The organism is Paracoccus xiamenensis, assembly GCF_011308835.1.
Taxonomy (GTDB): Bacteria; Pseudomonadota; Alphaproteobacteria; order Rhodobacterales; family Rhodobacteraceae; genus Paracoccus; species Paracoccus xiamenensis.
Map to the genome: position 1 here is coordinate 136,873 of NZ_JAAOHY010000008.1, position 13,781 is coordinate 150,653.

Consider the following 13,781-nt stretch of genomic DNA (forward strand, 5'->3'; position numbering starts at 1 on the left):
TGTATAGGGCGAGATTCAGATGATGTCACCTGAGAATATGCAGGCCTTCCGGCGCGACGCTCTGGGTCTTCTGGCCCGCGCGAAACCGGCGCGGCTGGCGGAATTGCTGCCGGTTTCCCCGGATCACGAACTTCTTCGCGCGCCCGAAATCGGCACCGTCATGGTGCGCGGCCGGGCAGGGGGCACGGGTGCGGCCTTTAACCTGGGCGAGATGACGGTGACGCGTGCCTCGATCCGCCTGACGGGCAGCGGCACGGTCGGACATGGCTATGTGCAGGGGCGCGACAAGGACCATGCAAGGCGCGCCGCACTTGCCGATGCGCTGGCGCAGGACAATCCATCCCGCATCGAGGCCGACATCCTGACCCCGCTGCGCAGCGAAGAAGCCGCCCGCCGCGCTGCCAGCGCGTCCGAGGCCGCGCGCACCCGTGTCGAATTCTTCACCCTCGTTCGCGGAGAAGACGAATGAACGAACTGTCCGGCGGTTTCGCCGATCCCGCCATCGAATCCGCCATCGCCTTTCGCGCGATCCTGAAGGTGACCGCACGGCCGGGCCGGGTCGAGACGCTGACCGGCCACAGCGGCCCGGCGCCGATATCAAGCGCTGCGGCGGCGGTGCTGCTGGTCCTGGTCGACCGGACGACACCGCTGCATCTGGCTGGCGATCACGACAATCCCGCGCTGCGCCAGTGGATCGCGTTCCACTGCGGCGCGCCGGTCGTCGCGGCCGAGGAAGCCGTATTCGCGCTTGGGTCATGGGCCGCACTGACCCCGCTGGACCGCTTCGCCATCGGCACGCCGGAATATCCCGACCGCGCCGCGACGCTGATCGTGGACGGGCATGATTTCGATGCGAAACCGGCGGAGTTGCGCGGCCCCGGCATCAAGGGCAAGGCAAAGCTGGCCTTGCCAGAGCGCAAGGCCTTCATCGCCAATCGCGCCCGCTTCCCGCTTGGCTGGGACACCTTCTTCTGCGGCGGCGACAGGCTGGCGGCGCTGCCCCGCTCGACCGAGGTGCGCTGATGTATGTTGCCGTCAAAGGGGGCGAACGCGCCATTGATGCGGCCCATGACTGGCTGGACCGCGCGCGCCGCGGGCCGCCCGACCAGCCGGCACTGGATAGCGCGCAGATCCGTGACCAGCTCTCCATCGGCACGGCGCGGGTCATGGCGGAGGGCTCGCTTTACGATCCCGATCTTGCCGCGCTGGCGATCAAGCAGGCGCGTGGCGACATGATCGAGGCGATTTTCCTGATCCGTGCCTATCGCACCACGCTGCCGCGCTTCGGTGCCTCGCTGCCGGTCGATACGGCGGCGATGCAGGTCAAGCGCCGGATCAGCGCCACCTTCAAGGACGCGCCGGGCGGCCAGATCCTGGGGCCGACCTTCGACTATACCCACCGGCTGCTGGATTTCCGGCTGATGGCCGACGGCGAACTGCCCGCCGATCCGCCTGCGCTTCCCGAAGCCGCGCCAGATCAGGTGCCGCATATCCTGTCCTTCCTGAACCGCGACGGGCTGATCGAGGATGCGCCCGCCGACGATGCCGCGCCCCCCGACCTGACGCGCGAGCCGCTGGAACTGCCCGCCGACCGGCCCCTGCGTTTGCAGGCGCTGGCGCGGGGGGATGAAGGCTTCCTGCTTGGCCTCGCCTATTCGACGCAGCGCGGATACGCCCGCAACCACGCCTTCGTGGGCGAATTGCGGATCGGCACCGTCGCCGTGGAAATGGACATCCCGGAGCTCGGCTTCTCGATTGATCTGGGCGAGGTCGAACTGACCGAATGCGAGACGGTGAACCAGTTCAAGGGCTCGAAAACCGAACCGGCGCAGTTCACGCGCGGCTATGGGCTGACCTTCGGGCAGACCGAGCGCAAGGCGATTGCCATGGCGCTTGTCGACCGGGCGCTGCGCTGGCGCGAGTTGGGCGAGGACGATCAAGGCGCGCCTGCGCAGGATCAGGAGTTCGTGCTGTCCCATTGCGACAATATTCAGGCGACGGGCTTTCTGGAACATATCAAGCTGCCCCACTACGTTGATTTCCAGGCTGAACTGGAACTGGTCCGGCGGCTTCGGGCAGGCACGGCCGATGCCGCAAAGGAGGCTGCGGAATGACCGATCAGGCCTATAATTTCGCCTATCTGGACGAGGATACCAAGCGGATGATCCGCCGCGCGATCCTGAAAGGGCTGGCGGTTCCCGGCTATCAGGTGCCCTTCGCCAGCCGCGAGATGCCGATGCCCTACGGCTGGGGCACGGGCGGCGTTCAGGTGACGGCGGCCACGCTGCGCCCCGATGACGTGCTGAAAGTGCTCGATCAGGGCGCGGACGACACCACCAACGCCGTCAGTATCCGCAAGTTCTTCCAGCGCACGGCCAGCGTTGCCACCACCGAAAGCACCGGTGGCGCGACGGTCATCCAGACCCGCCACCGGATCCCCGAAACGCCCCTGACCGAGGATCAGATCCTCGTCTATCAGGTGCCGATCCCCGAACCGATGCGCTTTCTTGAACCGCGAGAGACCGAGACCCGCCGCATCCACGCCCTTGCCGATTACGGGCTGATGCAGGTCCGGCTTTACGAAGACATCGCGCGGCACGGCGAGATCGCCACCAGCTATGCCTATCCGGTCGAAGTGGCCGGGCGCTATGTCATGGACCCCTCACCGATCCCGAAATTCGACAATCCGAAGATGAGCGACTGCCCGGCAATCCAGCTTTTCGGGGCCGGGCGAGAGCAGCGGATCTATGCCGTGCCGCCCTATACGCAGGTCGTCAGCCTCGATTTCGATGACCACCCCTTCGTGGCGTCCAAGGCCGAACATGAATGCGCGATCTGCGGATCGGGTGACAGCTATCTGGACGAGGTCATCACCGATGATGCGGGCGGGCGGATGTTTGTCTGTTCCGATACGGATTACTGCGCCCGGCGCGCGGAAGGGGGTGCGGCATGACCGCGTTTGATCCGCAGATGACCGGCCCGATCCTGTCGGTCAGCGGCATCACCAAGCGCTACGGCGCGCGCATCGGCTGCGCTGATGTCAGCTTTGATCTGTGGCCGGGCGAGGTGATGGGCATCGTCGGCGAAAGCGGCTCTGGCAAGTCGACATTGCTGGGTTGCCTGTCGGGGCAGCTCGAGCCCGATGCGGGGCAGGTGGTCTGGCGGGGCGCGAATGGCCCGGTCGATACGGTCACCATGGCGGAGGCTGATCGCCGCCTGCTGGGCCGGACCGAATGGGCCTTTGTCCATCAGAACCCGCGCGACGGGCTGCGCATGGGCGTCAGCGCCGGCGGGAATGTGGGCGAGCGTCTGATGGCCACAGGCGCGCGCGATTACGGGCGCATCCGCGACACTGCCGAGGACTGGCTGCAACGGGTCGAGATCGACGCCCGCCGCATCGACGACCGCCCCTCGCAATTCTCGGGCGGGATGCAGCAGCGCTTGCAGATCGCTCGCAATCTGGTCAGCGGGCCTAAACTGGCCTTCATGGACGAACCCACGGGCGGGTTGGATGTCAGCGTGCAGGCGCGGCTGCTGGATCTGCTGCGGGGCCTCGTGCGCGACATGGGGCTGTCGGCGGTGCTGGTGACGCATGATCTGGCGGTGGTGCGGCTGCTGGCCGACCGGCTGATGGTGATGAAGGACGGGCGGGTCGTGGAAAGCGGCCTGACCGATCAGGTTCTGGACGACCCGCAGCATGGCTATACCCAGCTGCTGGTCTCCTCGGTTCTGCAGGTGTGACGATGATCGAAGCGAAAGACGTGGCGAAGGACTTCACGCTGCACAATCAGGGCGGCACCGTGTTGCGGGTGATGGAGGGCGCAAGCCTGCATGTCGCGCCTGGCGAATGCGTGGCGCTGACCGGTGCGTCGGGGTCGGGGAAATCGACGCTGATGCGGATGATCTGGGGGAATTACCGCACCGATCACGGCATGATCCGGGTGGGTGATACGCAGGTCTCGGGGGCCGAGCCGCGCCAGATCATTGCGCTTCGCCGGGCGACGCTTGGCTATGTCAGCCAGTTCCTGCGCGTGGTGCCACGCGTGCCGACCCTGACCGTGGTGGCCGAACCGCTGCTGGCGCTCGGGCAACCCCGCGCGCAGGCCGAGGCGCGGGCCGCTGATCTGCTGACCCGGCTGAAGATCGCCCCGAACCTGTGGGGCCTGTCGCCCACGACCTTTTCCGGGGGCGAGCAGCAGCGCGTCAACATCGCGCGCGGCTTCGTCCATCCCTATCCGGCGCTGCTGCTGGACGAACCGACCGCCAGCCTTGACGCCGCCAATCGTGAAACCGTCCTCAGCCTGATAGAAGAGGCAAAGGCGCGCGGCGCCGCAATCCTCGGCATCTTCCATGACGAGGCCGCGCGGGACCGGCTGTGCGACCGGCAGGTCGATGTGACCGGCTTCACGCCGGGGCGGGCGGCATGAGCAGCAACGTGATTGCGGTTGTCGGCCCCTCGGGTGCGGGCAAGGATACGCTGATGCGCGCCGCCGCCCGCGCTCTGCCAACGATCCGGCTGGCCCGTCGTGCGATAACGCGGCCTTGCGAAGATAGCAGCGAAGATTTCGAAGCTGTCGCCGCTGACGAGTTCGCCCGCCGGCGTGCGAAGGGCGATTTCGTGCTGGACTGGCAGGCACATGGGCTGCGTTACGGGGTGCCGCATCCTTCGGGGGCCGGGATCTGGCTGATGAACCTGTCGCGCCGGGTGCTGCCACAGGCGGCCGGTGCCTTGCCCGGCCTTGGCGTCATCCATGTCACGGCAGACCCCGCGACGCTTGCCGCCCGGCTGGCGGGACGGGGGCGTGAAAGCGCAACCGATATCAGCACCCGCATCGCGCGCGATGCCTGTTTCGACGCGGCAGGGCTGACGGTGATAACCATAGACAATTCCGGCGCGCTGGCGGATGCGAGATCCGCCTTCATCGCCGCAGTACAGGAGCTTTCGCAATGATCCTCGCCAATGCCGATCTGGTGCTGCCCGACCGCGTGATGCGCGGCGCCATCCATATCGAGGGTGAACAGATCGCCGGCATCACCGAAGGGGGCGCGGTGCCGCCCGGCGCCATCGATTGCGGGGGCGACCTGCTGATCCCCGGCCTGATCGAACTGCATACAGACAATCTGGAACGCCACATCCTGCCGCGCCCCGGCGTCGACTGGCCGCATGAAACCGCGATCCTTGCCCATGACGGCGAACTCGCCTCGGTCGGGATCACCACGGTGTTCGATGCCCTGCGGGTGGGTTCCATCTATGGCGCGGGCAAGGGCTATGCGCCCTATGCCCGGGCGTTGGCGGAAGAAATCAACGCCCTGACCGCGCGCCACGCGACCCGGATCAGCCATTTCATCCATCTGCGCGCCGAGATCTGTTCCGAAACCCTGATCGAGGAGATGGAGGCCTTCGGCCCCGATCACCGCGTCCGGCTGGTCAGCCTGATGGATCACACGCCGGGACAGCGCCAGTTCCGCGACCTGAAGAAGCTGGAGGAATACGAGAAGGGCAAGCACGGGATGAGCGATGCCCAATTCGCCGCCCATGTGGCGATGCTGCAGGAACTGAGCATCCGCATCGGCGAAAAGCACGAAGCCGCGGCGGTGCGGATCGCGCAGCAACTGGGCGCAACGCTGGCCAGCCACGATGACACCACCGCCGAACAGGTCGTCACCGGCGGCGGGCACGGCGTCCGGCTGGCCGAATTTCCAACCACCGTCGAAGCGGCACAGGCCAGTTGCGACAACGGCATCAAGGTCATCATGGGCGCGCCGAACCTGATCCGGGGCGGCAGCCATTCCGGCAATGTCGCCGCCGAGGAACTGGCGCGGGCGGGGCTGCTGGACATCCTGTCATCGGATTACATCCCCTCCAGCCTGATGCTGGCGGCTTTCCGGCTGGCGGCGATCTGGGACGATCTGCCGCGCGCCATCGCCACGGTAACGGCGACGCCCGCAGATGCAACGGGGCTGACCGACCGCGGCCGGATCGCCGAGGGCCTGCGCGCTGACCTCGTCCGCCTGGACCGCACGAACCGCTTGCCGGTCACGCGCGCGGTGTGGAGCAAAGGGCGCCAGGTCGGCTGAAACTGCGCTGCGGATTTTTCAGGTCGCCCCTTCTGGCTCGGCGCGAACCACGCGTCGATAAGCTGTCGGAAAGTTGCCGTTGATCGGCTTGAAGGCGTTGCTGAAGGCGCTTTCTGAAGAATAGCTGAGCGAGCGGGTGATCGTGGCAACGGGCGTCCTGTCGTCTCGCAAGACGCGCTCGGCGAGTCGCATGGGCCATTCGGTCAGGTCGGTCAGCGGTGCGGTCCCGACGAGCCGGCGAACACGATGGAATATGGTCAGGCCGATTCAGGTACGATTGCCATACCCGTAGACGCGCTCGCCGCTGCAGTTCGCAATCATACGAAGACTGGCACATGCCGCAGCTCTGCTGGAGCAGGAACAGACCTGCAATATCCTGAGCGTCGCGCAGCGCGCCGGCTTCGACAACCCGTCCCATTTTGCCCGCACCTTTCGCCAACATTTCGGCGTTTCGCCGAGACGTTGGAAAACCGAACAACTGCGGAGACAAAGCGGCTATTGATACGCTGCTAAATCGCTACTCGGCCGGAACCAGAGAGGTGTCGCAAGCGGCGCGTGGTTTCTGCACGCGCAACCAGACCATGTTTTCGCCAAGATGCTGTTTGCCGATTGTTGCGCGGGTCGCCAATGAGATCGTGTCGAAGACCGGGATCTTCCCTTCGATGGCGGATGTCACCGCCAGGTTCAGCGCTTCATCCATATCCGCGCCGTGATAAAGCCGAGTTTCCATCCGGTTTTTCGCGACTGCGGACACCAGAAGATTCAGATAGTTTCCGTCTTCGGGGTCGTAGAAACGCCCGGCATATGTCGTCGGGCTTTCCGTGCGGGTCAAATCGAAGATCACCTTGCTGCCGCAGATTTTCTGTCCCCAATCCATAAGCGAAGCGTTCTGAAGGTCACGCTGGTTCGGATCCCCGGCGAATTTTACCAACCTGCCGCAGAGCTTGTCAGAGCCGGCCTTACAGGGTTCCAGCAGGACCGTGCTTTGTGCAGCCGCGATATGCCAATAACCTTCAATAGGGTCTGGGTCACGCGCGGCAATGGCTGCGTTCTGCGCGTCCGGCGTGCAGCCGCCAAGCGCAATGCCGGCAATGATGACGACGCCAAAGCGCGCATTGCGCCAGTTTGAGCGTCGCTGATCCTTGCGGGTTGGCAGGGTGTTCATGGTCGGTCCTTGTATTGCGATATTGCGCGAGACATTAGACGCCGGGCGTTGGCCCAGACCCGAGAACATGTGCAGGTCGTGTGGAGATTGCATCGTCGGGAAGGCCGCGCTGCCTTGCGGCGCAGCCTATCGCGGCATGTCCTTGACTGGGCCGCCTGCCTGATGGCGGGGAAGTCTCAGGGTGAATTCAGCGCCCTTCTGTCTGGCCGCGCCCGTCACGGCCGTGTCGCCGCCATGTGCCTGCGCAATTGCCCGGACGATGGCCAGCCCAAGCCCTGTTCCGCCCTCGGCGCGATTGCGGGATTTGTCGCCGCGCCACCATCGGTCGAAGACCCTTTCCCGCTCGGCCGGGGTGATGCCGGGGCCGTGGTCGCGGACCGCGATGCAGGCGTATCGACCATTCGCGAAGCACGAGATGCGCAGATATCCGCCCGCCGCGGCATATCGCCGGGCATTGTCGATCAGGGCAGCCAGCGCCTGCCTGACGCGGGCGGGATCGGCAAGAAGGCGAACGGGCGTCAGCGATGTTTCCAGCGCTATCCCCAGTTGTTCAAGATCGGGGCGCATGGCGGTGATGACCCGGTTCACCTCATCGGCCAGCTCGATCTCGATGATCTGTAACTCGAAGCGGCCGGAGCTGAGCCGCGACAGAAGGCCCAGTTCATCCACGATGCGCGATAGCGTGTCGACCTGTGCGATCAGTCCATCGGTCATCTCTCGCGAAGGTGAGAATGCGCCATCGCCAAGCCCCTGCAGGCGCCCGCGCAGGATGGTCAGGGGGGTGCGCAGCTCATGCGCGATTGCGGCAGAGGATTCGATTGCATCGCGCTCTGCCTGCTCCAGCCCGCCGGCCATTGTGCGGAAAGCTGCCACCAAATCCTCGGTCTCGGCGGCGCTGCCTGCCGTTTCCGGGATTTCCGCGTCCAGATTGCCGTCCGCGATCTTGAGGGCGGCGCGCGTCACGCTTTCGATAGGTGCGCTGAGCTTGCGGGCGACAAGGATGCCGCCGATCACCGCCACCAGCGTTGCGAGAACGATCAATATCGCCAGCGAGGCGATCTCTGCCCTTGCAAAGCCGCCACCCCAGGACAGCGAAAATGCCCCGACCAGTGTTGTCAGCGCGTCCGGTGATACCGTTCCACCATCGACAAGCGTCTGCAGCGTGTCGCGGTTTACTTCGCTCAGGCCGGATTGCCAGCTTGACCCAAGCCGCATGTAAAACGCGATCATGCCGGTGATGAAAACACCAAGCGAGGTGAGGGCGACAAAGATCATTGCCAGCGAAAGTTGCGTGCGCAATGTCCTTGATCGCGCGCTCATTCCAGCGGTTCCAGACGGTAACCCACGCTGCGGACCGTTTCCAGAAAACCTGCGATCCCCGCCAGTTCCAGCTTGCGGCGCGCGTTGGAGATATGGCTGTCGATGGTGCGCTCTAGCGTATCGCTGTCGGGCAGGCAGGCGTCGATCAGTTCCGCGCGGGAAAAGGCACGCTGCGGCGTCCGTGCCATATGGGCGACAAGGGTGAATTCGGTCTGGGTCAGTGGAATTGCCGAACGCCCCGCCTCACGCGCCACGAAAGCGGAATGCGCGGTTTCGTCGATAATCAATGCCCCGACCGTCAACTGCCGCCCATGCGTCGAAGGGCCCGGTCGTGCCCGGCGCAGCACGGTCTTGACGCGCTCGACCACCTCAAGTGCGTTGAACGGCTTGACCACATAGTCATCTGCACCAAGGCGCAGCGCAGAGATCTTTTCGACATCCTCTGCCATCGCTGTGACCATGATGACGGGTGTATCGGAACTTTGCCGAATGACGCGCAGCACCTCGATGCCGTCCCGTTTCGGCATCCTGACATCCAGAACCACCAGATCGGGCTTGAAGTGCTGGAAATGAGACAGCGCCAGTGCACCATCCGCGGCGGTCACGGTGCGAAATCCTGCCCGCTCCAGATAGGTGCCGATAATCTCGGCGATCTCGTGTTCATCCTCGGCAATGAGGATCAGCTGATTGCTCATGGCGACCGTCCGAATTTTTTATCTAATTATCCCAACAATATGCAGACAGGAACCGCCACGCGTGGAGATTGTATGGAGGCAGCGCAGCCTCCACACAATCTGGATCATATTCTGGAAGGTAATGGATCGGCCGCTGCTAGTTCTGCACCCGACAAACTGACTTCTGCGGTTGCTGAGGTCGCCAACACCCAAAGGACCACCCAATGCCAACGCAATTTCGCCTTTTCCGGCTGCTTTTCATCGCACTGATTGGCGGCGCGATTGCGTTGCTGGCCGCATGCGCAAGCAGTCCGTCGCCCGAGCGGTTGGGTTTTCGGCATGGTGAAGACCTGCTTGCCGGTCAATTGCTGTTGCCCGATGCCGCTGGACCCTATCCTGCGGTGATATTCGTGCATGGCGATGGGGCGCTGCCTTGGGATGCGCACGGCTATTACCGGCCGTTCATGCAGGCGCTGAACGATGCGGGCTTTGCGGTCTATTCCTGGGACAAGCCGGGCGTCGGCGATTCAACCGGAAACTGGTTGCGCCAGTCAATGCAGGGCAGGGCGGATGAGGTTGCCGCCGCCACCGCCGCTTTGCGCCAAGACAGCCGGATACGGCCTGACGCGATAGGGCTGTTGGGCTTCAGTCAGGCGGGTTGGGTCATGCCCAAGGCCATCGCTGACGATCCGGAACTCGCCTTCATGATCTCCGTATCCGGCGCCATCAACTGGATTGAACAATCGCAATACATGACCCGGAACAGGATGCACCTGCAGGGTGCCACTGAGGCAGAAGTATCAGAGGCCCTCAGGTTCGACCGTCTGCTGGTTGGGCTGATGGAAGCGGATGCAAGCCATGAGGCCTATCTCGATTTCATGAAAGAAGCGCCTGCTTGCTGCCGGGACCAGATGGGCGCGGATCGGTGGACCTTTGCGAAGTTGAACCTTCGCAGCGATGCGAAAGAAGACCTGCGCAAGGTGGATGTGCCTGTCCTTGCCGTTTTCGGGAACAGGGACTTGAACGTTGATTTTTCGCAAAGCGCCCGAGTCTATGAAAGGATCCTCGCGCGGACGCCGGGGGCGGTTGAGGTCGTCGTTCTTCCCGACGCGGACCATTCCCTGCTGCCGACCAAATCGGACCGGCTGGTCTCTGTCGGCTGGGGGCTGACCCGCCGGATCATCTCGATCGGGTTCTTTGGTGCGGATGCCTTTGCGGACGGCGCGGTGGGCTTGGTTGCCGACTGGGCGGCAGGCCTGGGTCTGGGCGATCAGGAACCCATTGCCGCGCGCTGAGCAGAAAAGAACACGAAAAAAACAAGGCTCAGACATGCACGAGAAGCCAAAGGCAAGAAGACGGCAATGGTTGTGGCTCGCCATTTCTGTCGTCATCCTGATCGGTGTCGTTCTGGTGCTGCTGGACATCGACGATACCGTAGATGTCCAGCCCGCCGTGCAAATGCCGCCGCCCGTTGTTTCCGTCATCACCGTCGCGCCCCAGACGGTTCAGGCAGAGGTTTCGGCCTTCGCAGAGGTTCGCCCGCGTTGGGATGCTGAACTGAGGGCCAGCGTGACGGGCCGTATTCTGACCGTCCACGATGCGGCCCTTGCCGGGACACGCGTCAGTCGGGGCGATCCGCTGTTCTCTATCGAGAAGTCGCAATATGAAAGCGCGGTCGCCTCGGCAGAGATGGAACTGGCACAGGCACAGCTAGAGCTGCTGCGCGCCGGGAACGATGTCCGTGTCGCCCGCAAACAGTTCGAGCGCGAGGGGCGAAAGCCACCGGCAGAACTGGCGATCCGGTTGCCACAGCTTCGCGTGGCGGAAAAGGCGGTTGCCGTTGCGCAGGCCCGGCTGAAGGCAGCCCGGCAGGAACTGGCCGAGACCGAGGTGACCGCGCCGTTTTCAGGCTTCGTCGTCAAGCGCAGCGCCAGCCTTGGCCAATCCGTTAGTGCGGGTGAACCGCTGGCCCAGTTGGCAGATGACCGGCAATTCGAACTGATCGTCGAAATCAGCCAGGCCGATTGGGAGCTTTTGGAACAGCCATTAACCGACAGGACGGCGAAGCTGTATCATCCAGACGGCCGGTCATTGGGTGAGGCAACTATTCGCGGCGGCGGCGGATTTCTGAATCCGAAAACCCGTCAGATCCGCCTGTTTCTTGACGTTGCGGGTCCGCGTGGCCGGATTCTTTCCGGCGACCTTCTGCGCGTAGTAATTCCCGGCCGTTCCATCGCGAACACGCTGACGCTTCCCGAAAGCGTGCTGACGCGCGAGGGCTTTGTCTGGCTGGTCGATGAAGGCAACCTGTTGCAGCGGATAAGCCCCAAGATCCTGTTCCGCGCGGACGGTACGCTGACGATTGCCAGCCCGGACGGCGCCGCAAGCCTGCGCGTGGCAAGAAACCCGCTTGCCTATTTTCTTCCGGGTCAGGCCGTGACCCCGCAAGAGGTTGGGGGCTAGGCCATGCAAGCCTTGACATCATGGTTTATCCGCAACCCGGTCGCGGCCAATCTGCTGATGGCGCTGATCCTGTTTCTTGGCGCGCAAACGCTGTTCGGCATTCGGATCGAGGGCTTTCCGCGTATCCCGCCGGAAAGTGTCACCGTCTCGATCACTTACCCGGATGCGACCGCCGAACAGGTGGATGAACTGATAACCCAGAAAGTCGAACAATCACTTGAGGGGCTGGAGGGCGTGCGCAGCATCACCTCGCGGTCAGAGGCGGGCCTTAGCACGATCACCGTTCGCCGCGCCGGTGGCCAGCAGTTGCAACAGGTGCTGGACCGGGTGCGAATTCGCATCGACGGCCTTACCGATTTGCCTGCAAATGCACGCCGTCCTTTGATCGAGGCATCGGGTTTCGACTTTCCGGCGCTTTATGTGAACCTGCATGGCGACGCTGACCCTGCCACCCTTCAGGCGCTGGCTGAACGGCTGAAGGAGGAACTGCTGGCCCAGCCCGAACTGTCGCGGCTGAACATCTGGGGGCTGATCCCGCGCGAAATGCGGATCGAGATCGACCCCGATCGCCTGCGCCACTATGGCCTGACGCTTGAAGATGTCACCGCGACCATCCGGCAGAACTCGCTGAACTTCGAAGCCGGAGAATTGCGGACAAATGCCGGCACGATCTTTCTGCGTGCGGACAACAGGGCAAGATACGCCCCTGAATACGCGGCACTGCCGGTTATTGAACGTGACAACGGCGCGGTCGTGTCCGTGGGGGATATCGCCACGATCCATGACGGCTTTGTGGGTGGCGATTTCCTGTTCCGCCTGAATGGCAACCCGACAGTCGGCATGGAAATCCTGATCGGCCAGAAAGAGAACCTGCTGGATGTCAGCCGTGTCGTGCGCGCCACGGTCGAGGATTTCAGCCGTCAATTGCCGCCGCAGATACAGGCCGAAATCTGGGGCGACAGTGCGGGCTATATCGCCGACCGGCTGGAATTGCTGCGCTCTAACGGGGTGCAGGGGCTGATCCTTGTGGCGCTGATGCTCTCGGTCTTTCTGAACGTGCGGCTGGCGCTTTGGGTGGCGATGGGGATTCCGATTTCCGTCATGGGGGCCATTGCGGTCGCAGGGTCGAAATGGGTCGATTATTCGCTGAACGATGTCACCACATTCGGGCTTATCATCGCGCTTGGCATCCTTGTGGACGACGCCGTCGTCGTCGGCGAAAGCGTTTTCGAGGAACGGCACAAGGAACCCGATCCGATCATCGGGACCGAGCGCGGCGTCAATCAGGTCGCGGTTGCAACGGTCTTCGGCGTGTTGACGACCATCGCCGCTTTCTTTCCGATGCTGCTGATCGACAACCCGTTGGGCAAGGCGCTGGCCGCGTTTTCGGGCATCGTCATTCTGGCGCTGATCTTCTCGCTGATCGAAAGCAAGTTCATCCTGCCCGCCCATCTGGCGCATGTCCCGCTGACGCGGCGGCGGCGCTATCTGGTGACGCGGCTTTGGGCGAGGGTGCAGGATGGGGCGCAAGGCGGCCTCAGTTGGTTTCGCGACAGGATCTATGCGCCCGTCCTCGTGACTTCGGTGCGGCATCGGTATGGGGTTCTGATCCTGTTCATCGCCGCGATTTTGCTGGGGCTTGGCCTGATGGTTAAGGGCAAGATCAAGACCGTGTTCTTTCCCGATGTGCCCGGACAGGTCATTACGGTTAATCTGGAAATGGACGCCCGCGCGCCGTTTGCATTGACACGCGCCAATATCGACCGGATCGAGGCCGCAGCCAATGACCTGAATGCCGAACTCGCGGCGGAAACCGGTATGGATAGCCCGCCAATCAAGACCATCTTCACCATTATCAATGACGCAGGCAGCGCGCAGATTTTCGCGGAACTGCTGCCCGTGGCGCAGCGCCCGAAGGTTCCCATTCTGGATGTCGTGTCGGCATGGCGTAACAGAGTGGGTGAGAACGGCGGTGCGAAATTAGTCCACGTTAGCGGCGGCATGGTGCTGCTGCGGGCGGCGTAAAAGTCGTCCACCTATTGCCTTTCTGCGTCAGCAGGGAGGGCGTGAGGATTTACAGC

Annotated in this window: 16 protein-coding genes; 12 read left to right on the forward strand and 4 right to left on the reverse strand. The window is 63.6% G+C overall.

All coding sequences use genetic code 11. The annotated features are described in order from the left end of the window. Positions 1–19: 19 nt before the first annotated feature. Genes phnG through G7044_RS15395 form a run of 8 tightly spaced genes read left to right on the forward strand, consistent with a single transcriptional unit; the run spans position 20 to position 6,078 of the window. The gene (gene phnG, locus G7044_RS15360; protein ID WP_166330436.1) at positions 20–469 is read left to right on the forward strand and encodes a phosphonate C-P lyase system protein PhnG; all 450 of its coding nucleotides are present in this window, start codon (positions 20–22) and stop codon (positions 467–469) included. Next, positions 466–1,023: a phosphonate C-P lyase system protein PhnH gene (gene phnH / locus G7044_RS15365; protein WP_166330438.1), complete on the forward strand. Its 558-nt coding sequence runs from the start codon at positions 466–468 to the stop codon at positions 1,021–1,023. The genes phnG and phnH overlap by 4 nt, the downstream gene beginning before the upstream one ends. Then, a complete protein-coding gene (locus G7044_RS15370) occupies positions 1,023–2,114 on the forward strand; it encodes a carbon-phosphorus lyase complex subunit PhnI (RefSeq protein WP_166330440.1) in 1,092 nt (363 codons plus the stop codon). Before phnH ends, G7044_RS15370 begins: the two co-directional genes overlap by 1 nt. Continuing rightward, positions 2,111–2,953 carry an alpha-D-ribose 1-methylphosphonate 5-phosphate C-P-lyase PhnJ gene (locus tag G7044_RS15375; protein WP_166330442.1) on the forward strand — a complete coding sequence of 281 codons (843 nt, stop codon included), beginning with the start codon at positions 2,111–2,113 and terminating at the stop codon, positions 2,951–2,953. Before G7044_RS15370 ends, G7044_RS15375 begins: the two co-directional genes overlap by 4 nt. A gap of 17 nt (positions 2,954–2,970) precedes the next feature. Next, the gene (gene phnK, locus G7044_RS15380) at positions 2,971–3,741 is read left to right on the forward strand and encodes a phosphonate C-P lyase system protein PhnK (RefSeq protein WP_166330475.1); all 771 of its coding nucleotides are present in this window, start codon (positions 2,971–2,973) and stop codon (positions 3,739–3,741) included. A gap of 2 nt (positions 3,742–3,743) precedes the next feature. Continuing rightward, positions 3,744–4,427, forward strand: coding sequence for a phosphonate C-P lyase system protein PhnL (gene phnL / locus G7044_RS15385; RefSeq protein WP_166330444.1), 684 nt, complete (start codon positions 3,744–3,746; stop codon positions 4,425–4,427). Continuing rightward, positions 4,424–4,951: an AAA family ATPase gene (locus tag G7044_RS15390; protein WP_166330446.1), complete on the forward strand. Its 528-nt coding sequence runs from the start codon at positions 4,424–4,426 to the stop codon at positions 4,949–4,951. The genes phnL and G7044_RS15390 overlap by 4 nt, the downstream gene beginning before the upstream one ends. Further along, a complete protein-coding gene (locus tag G7044_RS15395) occupies positions 4,948–6,078 on the forward strand; it encodes an alpha-D-ribose 1-methylphosphonate 5-triphosphate diphosphatase (RefSeq protein ID WP_166330448.1) in 1,131 nt (376 codons plus the stop codon). The genes G7044_RS15390 and G7044_RS15395 overlap by 4 nt, the downstream gene beginning before the upstream one ends. Positions 6,079–6,096: 18 nt before the next feature. Here G7044_RS15395 and G7044_RS15400 read toward each other — a convergent pair whose 3' ends face one another. Next, the gene (locus G7044_RS15400) at positions 6,097–6,345 is read right to left on the reverse strand and encodes a helix-turn-helix domain-containing protein (RefSeq protein ID WP_166330477.1); all 249 of its coding nucleotides are present in this window, start codon (positions 6,343–6,345) and stop codon (positions 6,097–6,099) included. Positions 6,346–6,382: 37 nt separating this feature from the next. Here G7044_RS15400 and G7044_RS18245 point away from each other — a divergent pair, with 37 nt between their 5' ends. Further along, positions 6,383–6,580, forward strand: coding sequence for a helix-turn-helix domain-containing protein (locus G7044_RS18245; protein WP_166330479.1), 198 nt, complete (start codon positions 6,383–6,385; stop codon positions 6,578–6,580). Between the two features lie 15 nt (positions 6,581–6,595). On the opposite strand, the gene G7044_RS15410 is transcribed toward G7044_RS18245, so the two are convergent. The 3 genes from G7044_RS15410 to G7044_RS15420 form a co-directional block, all read right to left on the reverse strand. Continuing rightward, positions 6,596–7,243 (reverse strand): DUF2147 domain-containing protein, encoded by a 648-nt coding sequence (locus G7044_RS15410; protein WP_166330450.1) that lies wholly within the window; start codon positions 7,241–7,243, stop codon positions 6,596–6,598. Between the two features lie 126 nt (positions 7,244–7,369). Continuing rightward, positions 7,370–8,563, reverse strand: a complete 1,194-nt coding sequence (locus G7044_RS15415) for a sensor histidine kinase (protein ID WP_166330452.1) — start codon at positions 8,561–8,563, stop codon at positions 7,370–7,372. Then, on the reverse strand, positions 8,560–9,258 hold the full coding sequence (locus G7044_RS15420) for a response regulator (RefSeq protein ID WP_166330454.1): 699 nt from the start codon (positions 9,256–9,258) through the stop codon (positions 8,560–8,562). Before G7044_RS15420 ends, G7044_RS15415 begins: the two co-directional genes overlap by 4 nt. Positions 9,259–9,461: 203 nt before the next feature. On the opposite strand from G7044_RS15420, the gene G7044_RS15425 reads away from it, so the two are divergent. The 3 genes from G7044_RS15425 (at position 9,462) to G7044_RS15435 (ending at position 13,725) form a co-directional block, all read left to right on the forward strand. Next, positions 9,462–10,532, forward strand: a complete 1,071-nt coding sequence (locus G7044_RS15425; protein WP_166330456.1) for an alpha/beta hydrolase family protein — start codon at positions 9,462–9,464, stop codon at positions 10,530–10,532. Between the two features lie 70 nt (positions 10,533–10,602). After that, complete coding sequence (locus G7044_RS15430) at positions 10,603–11,700, forward strand: efflux RND transporter periplasmic adaptor subunit (protein ID WP_235931343.1); 1,098 nt, start codon at positions 10,603–10,605, stop codon at positions 11,698–11,700. A 3-nt stretch (positions 11,701–11,703) separates the two neighbouring features. After that, complete coding sequence (locus tag G7044_RS15435) at positions 11,704–13,725, forward strand: efflux RND transporter permease subunit (protein ID WP_166330460.1); 2,022 nt, start codon at positions 11,704–11,706, stop codon at positions 13,723–13,725. Positions 13,726–13,781: the final 56 nt, after the last annotated feature.

Bases quoted from the DNA above. Each gene is read 5' to 3' on its own strand.
- phnG (WP_166330436.1), top strand. From the start codon at position 20: ATGATGTCACCTGAGAATATGCAGGCCTTCCGGCGCGACGCTCTGGGT.
- phnH (WP_166330438.1), top strand. From the start codon at position 466: ATGAACGAACTGTCCGGCGGTTTCGCCGATCCCGCCATCGAATCCGCC.
- G7044_RS15370 (WP_166330440.1), top strand. From the start codon at position 1,023: ATGTATGTTGCCGTCAAAGGGGGCGAACGCGCCATTGATGCGGCCCAT.
- G7044_RS15375 (WP_166330442.1), top strand. From the start codon at position 2,111: ATGACCGATCAGGCCTATAATTTCGCCTATCTGGACGAGGATACCAAG.
- phnK (WP_166330475.1), top strand. From the start codon at position 2,971: ATGACCGGCCCGATCCTGTCGGTCAGCGGCATCACCAAGCGCTACGGC.
- phnL (WP_166330444.1), top strand. From the start codon at position 3,744: ATGATCGAAGCGAAAGACGTGGCGAAGGACTTCACGCTGCACAATCAG.
- G7044_RS15390 (WP_166330446.1), top strand. From the start codon at position 4,424: ATGAGCAGCAACGTGATTGCGGTTGTCGGCCCCTCGGGTGCGGGCAAG.
- G7044_RS15395 (WP_166330448.1), top strand. From the start codon at position 4,948: ATGATCCTCGCCAATGCCGATCTGGTGCTGCCCGACCGCGTGATGCGC.
- G7044_RS15410 (WP_166330450.1), bottom strand. From the start codon at position 7,243: ATGAACACCCTGCCAACCCGCAAGGATCAGCGACGCTCAAACTGGCGC.
- G7044_RS15415 (WP_166330452.1), bottom strand. From the start codon at position 8,563: ATGAGCGCGCGATCAAGGACATTGCGCACGCAACTTTCGCTGGCAATG.
- G7044_RS15420 (WP_166330454.1), bottom strand. From the start codon at position 9,258: ATGAGCAATCAGCTGATCCTCATTGCCGAGGATGAACACGAGATCGCC.
- G7044_RS15425 (WP_166330456.1), top strand. From the start codon at position 9,462: ATGCCAACGCAATTTCGCCTTTTCCGGCTGCTTTTCATCGCACTGATT.
- G7044_RS15435 (WP_166330460.1), top strand. From the start codon at position 11,704: ATGCAAGCCTTGACATCATGGTTTATCCGCAACCCGGTCGCGGCCAAT.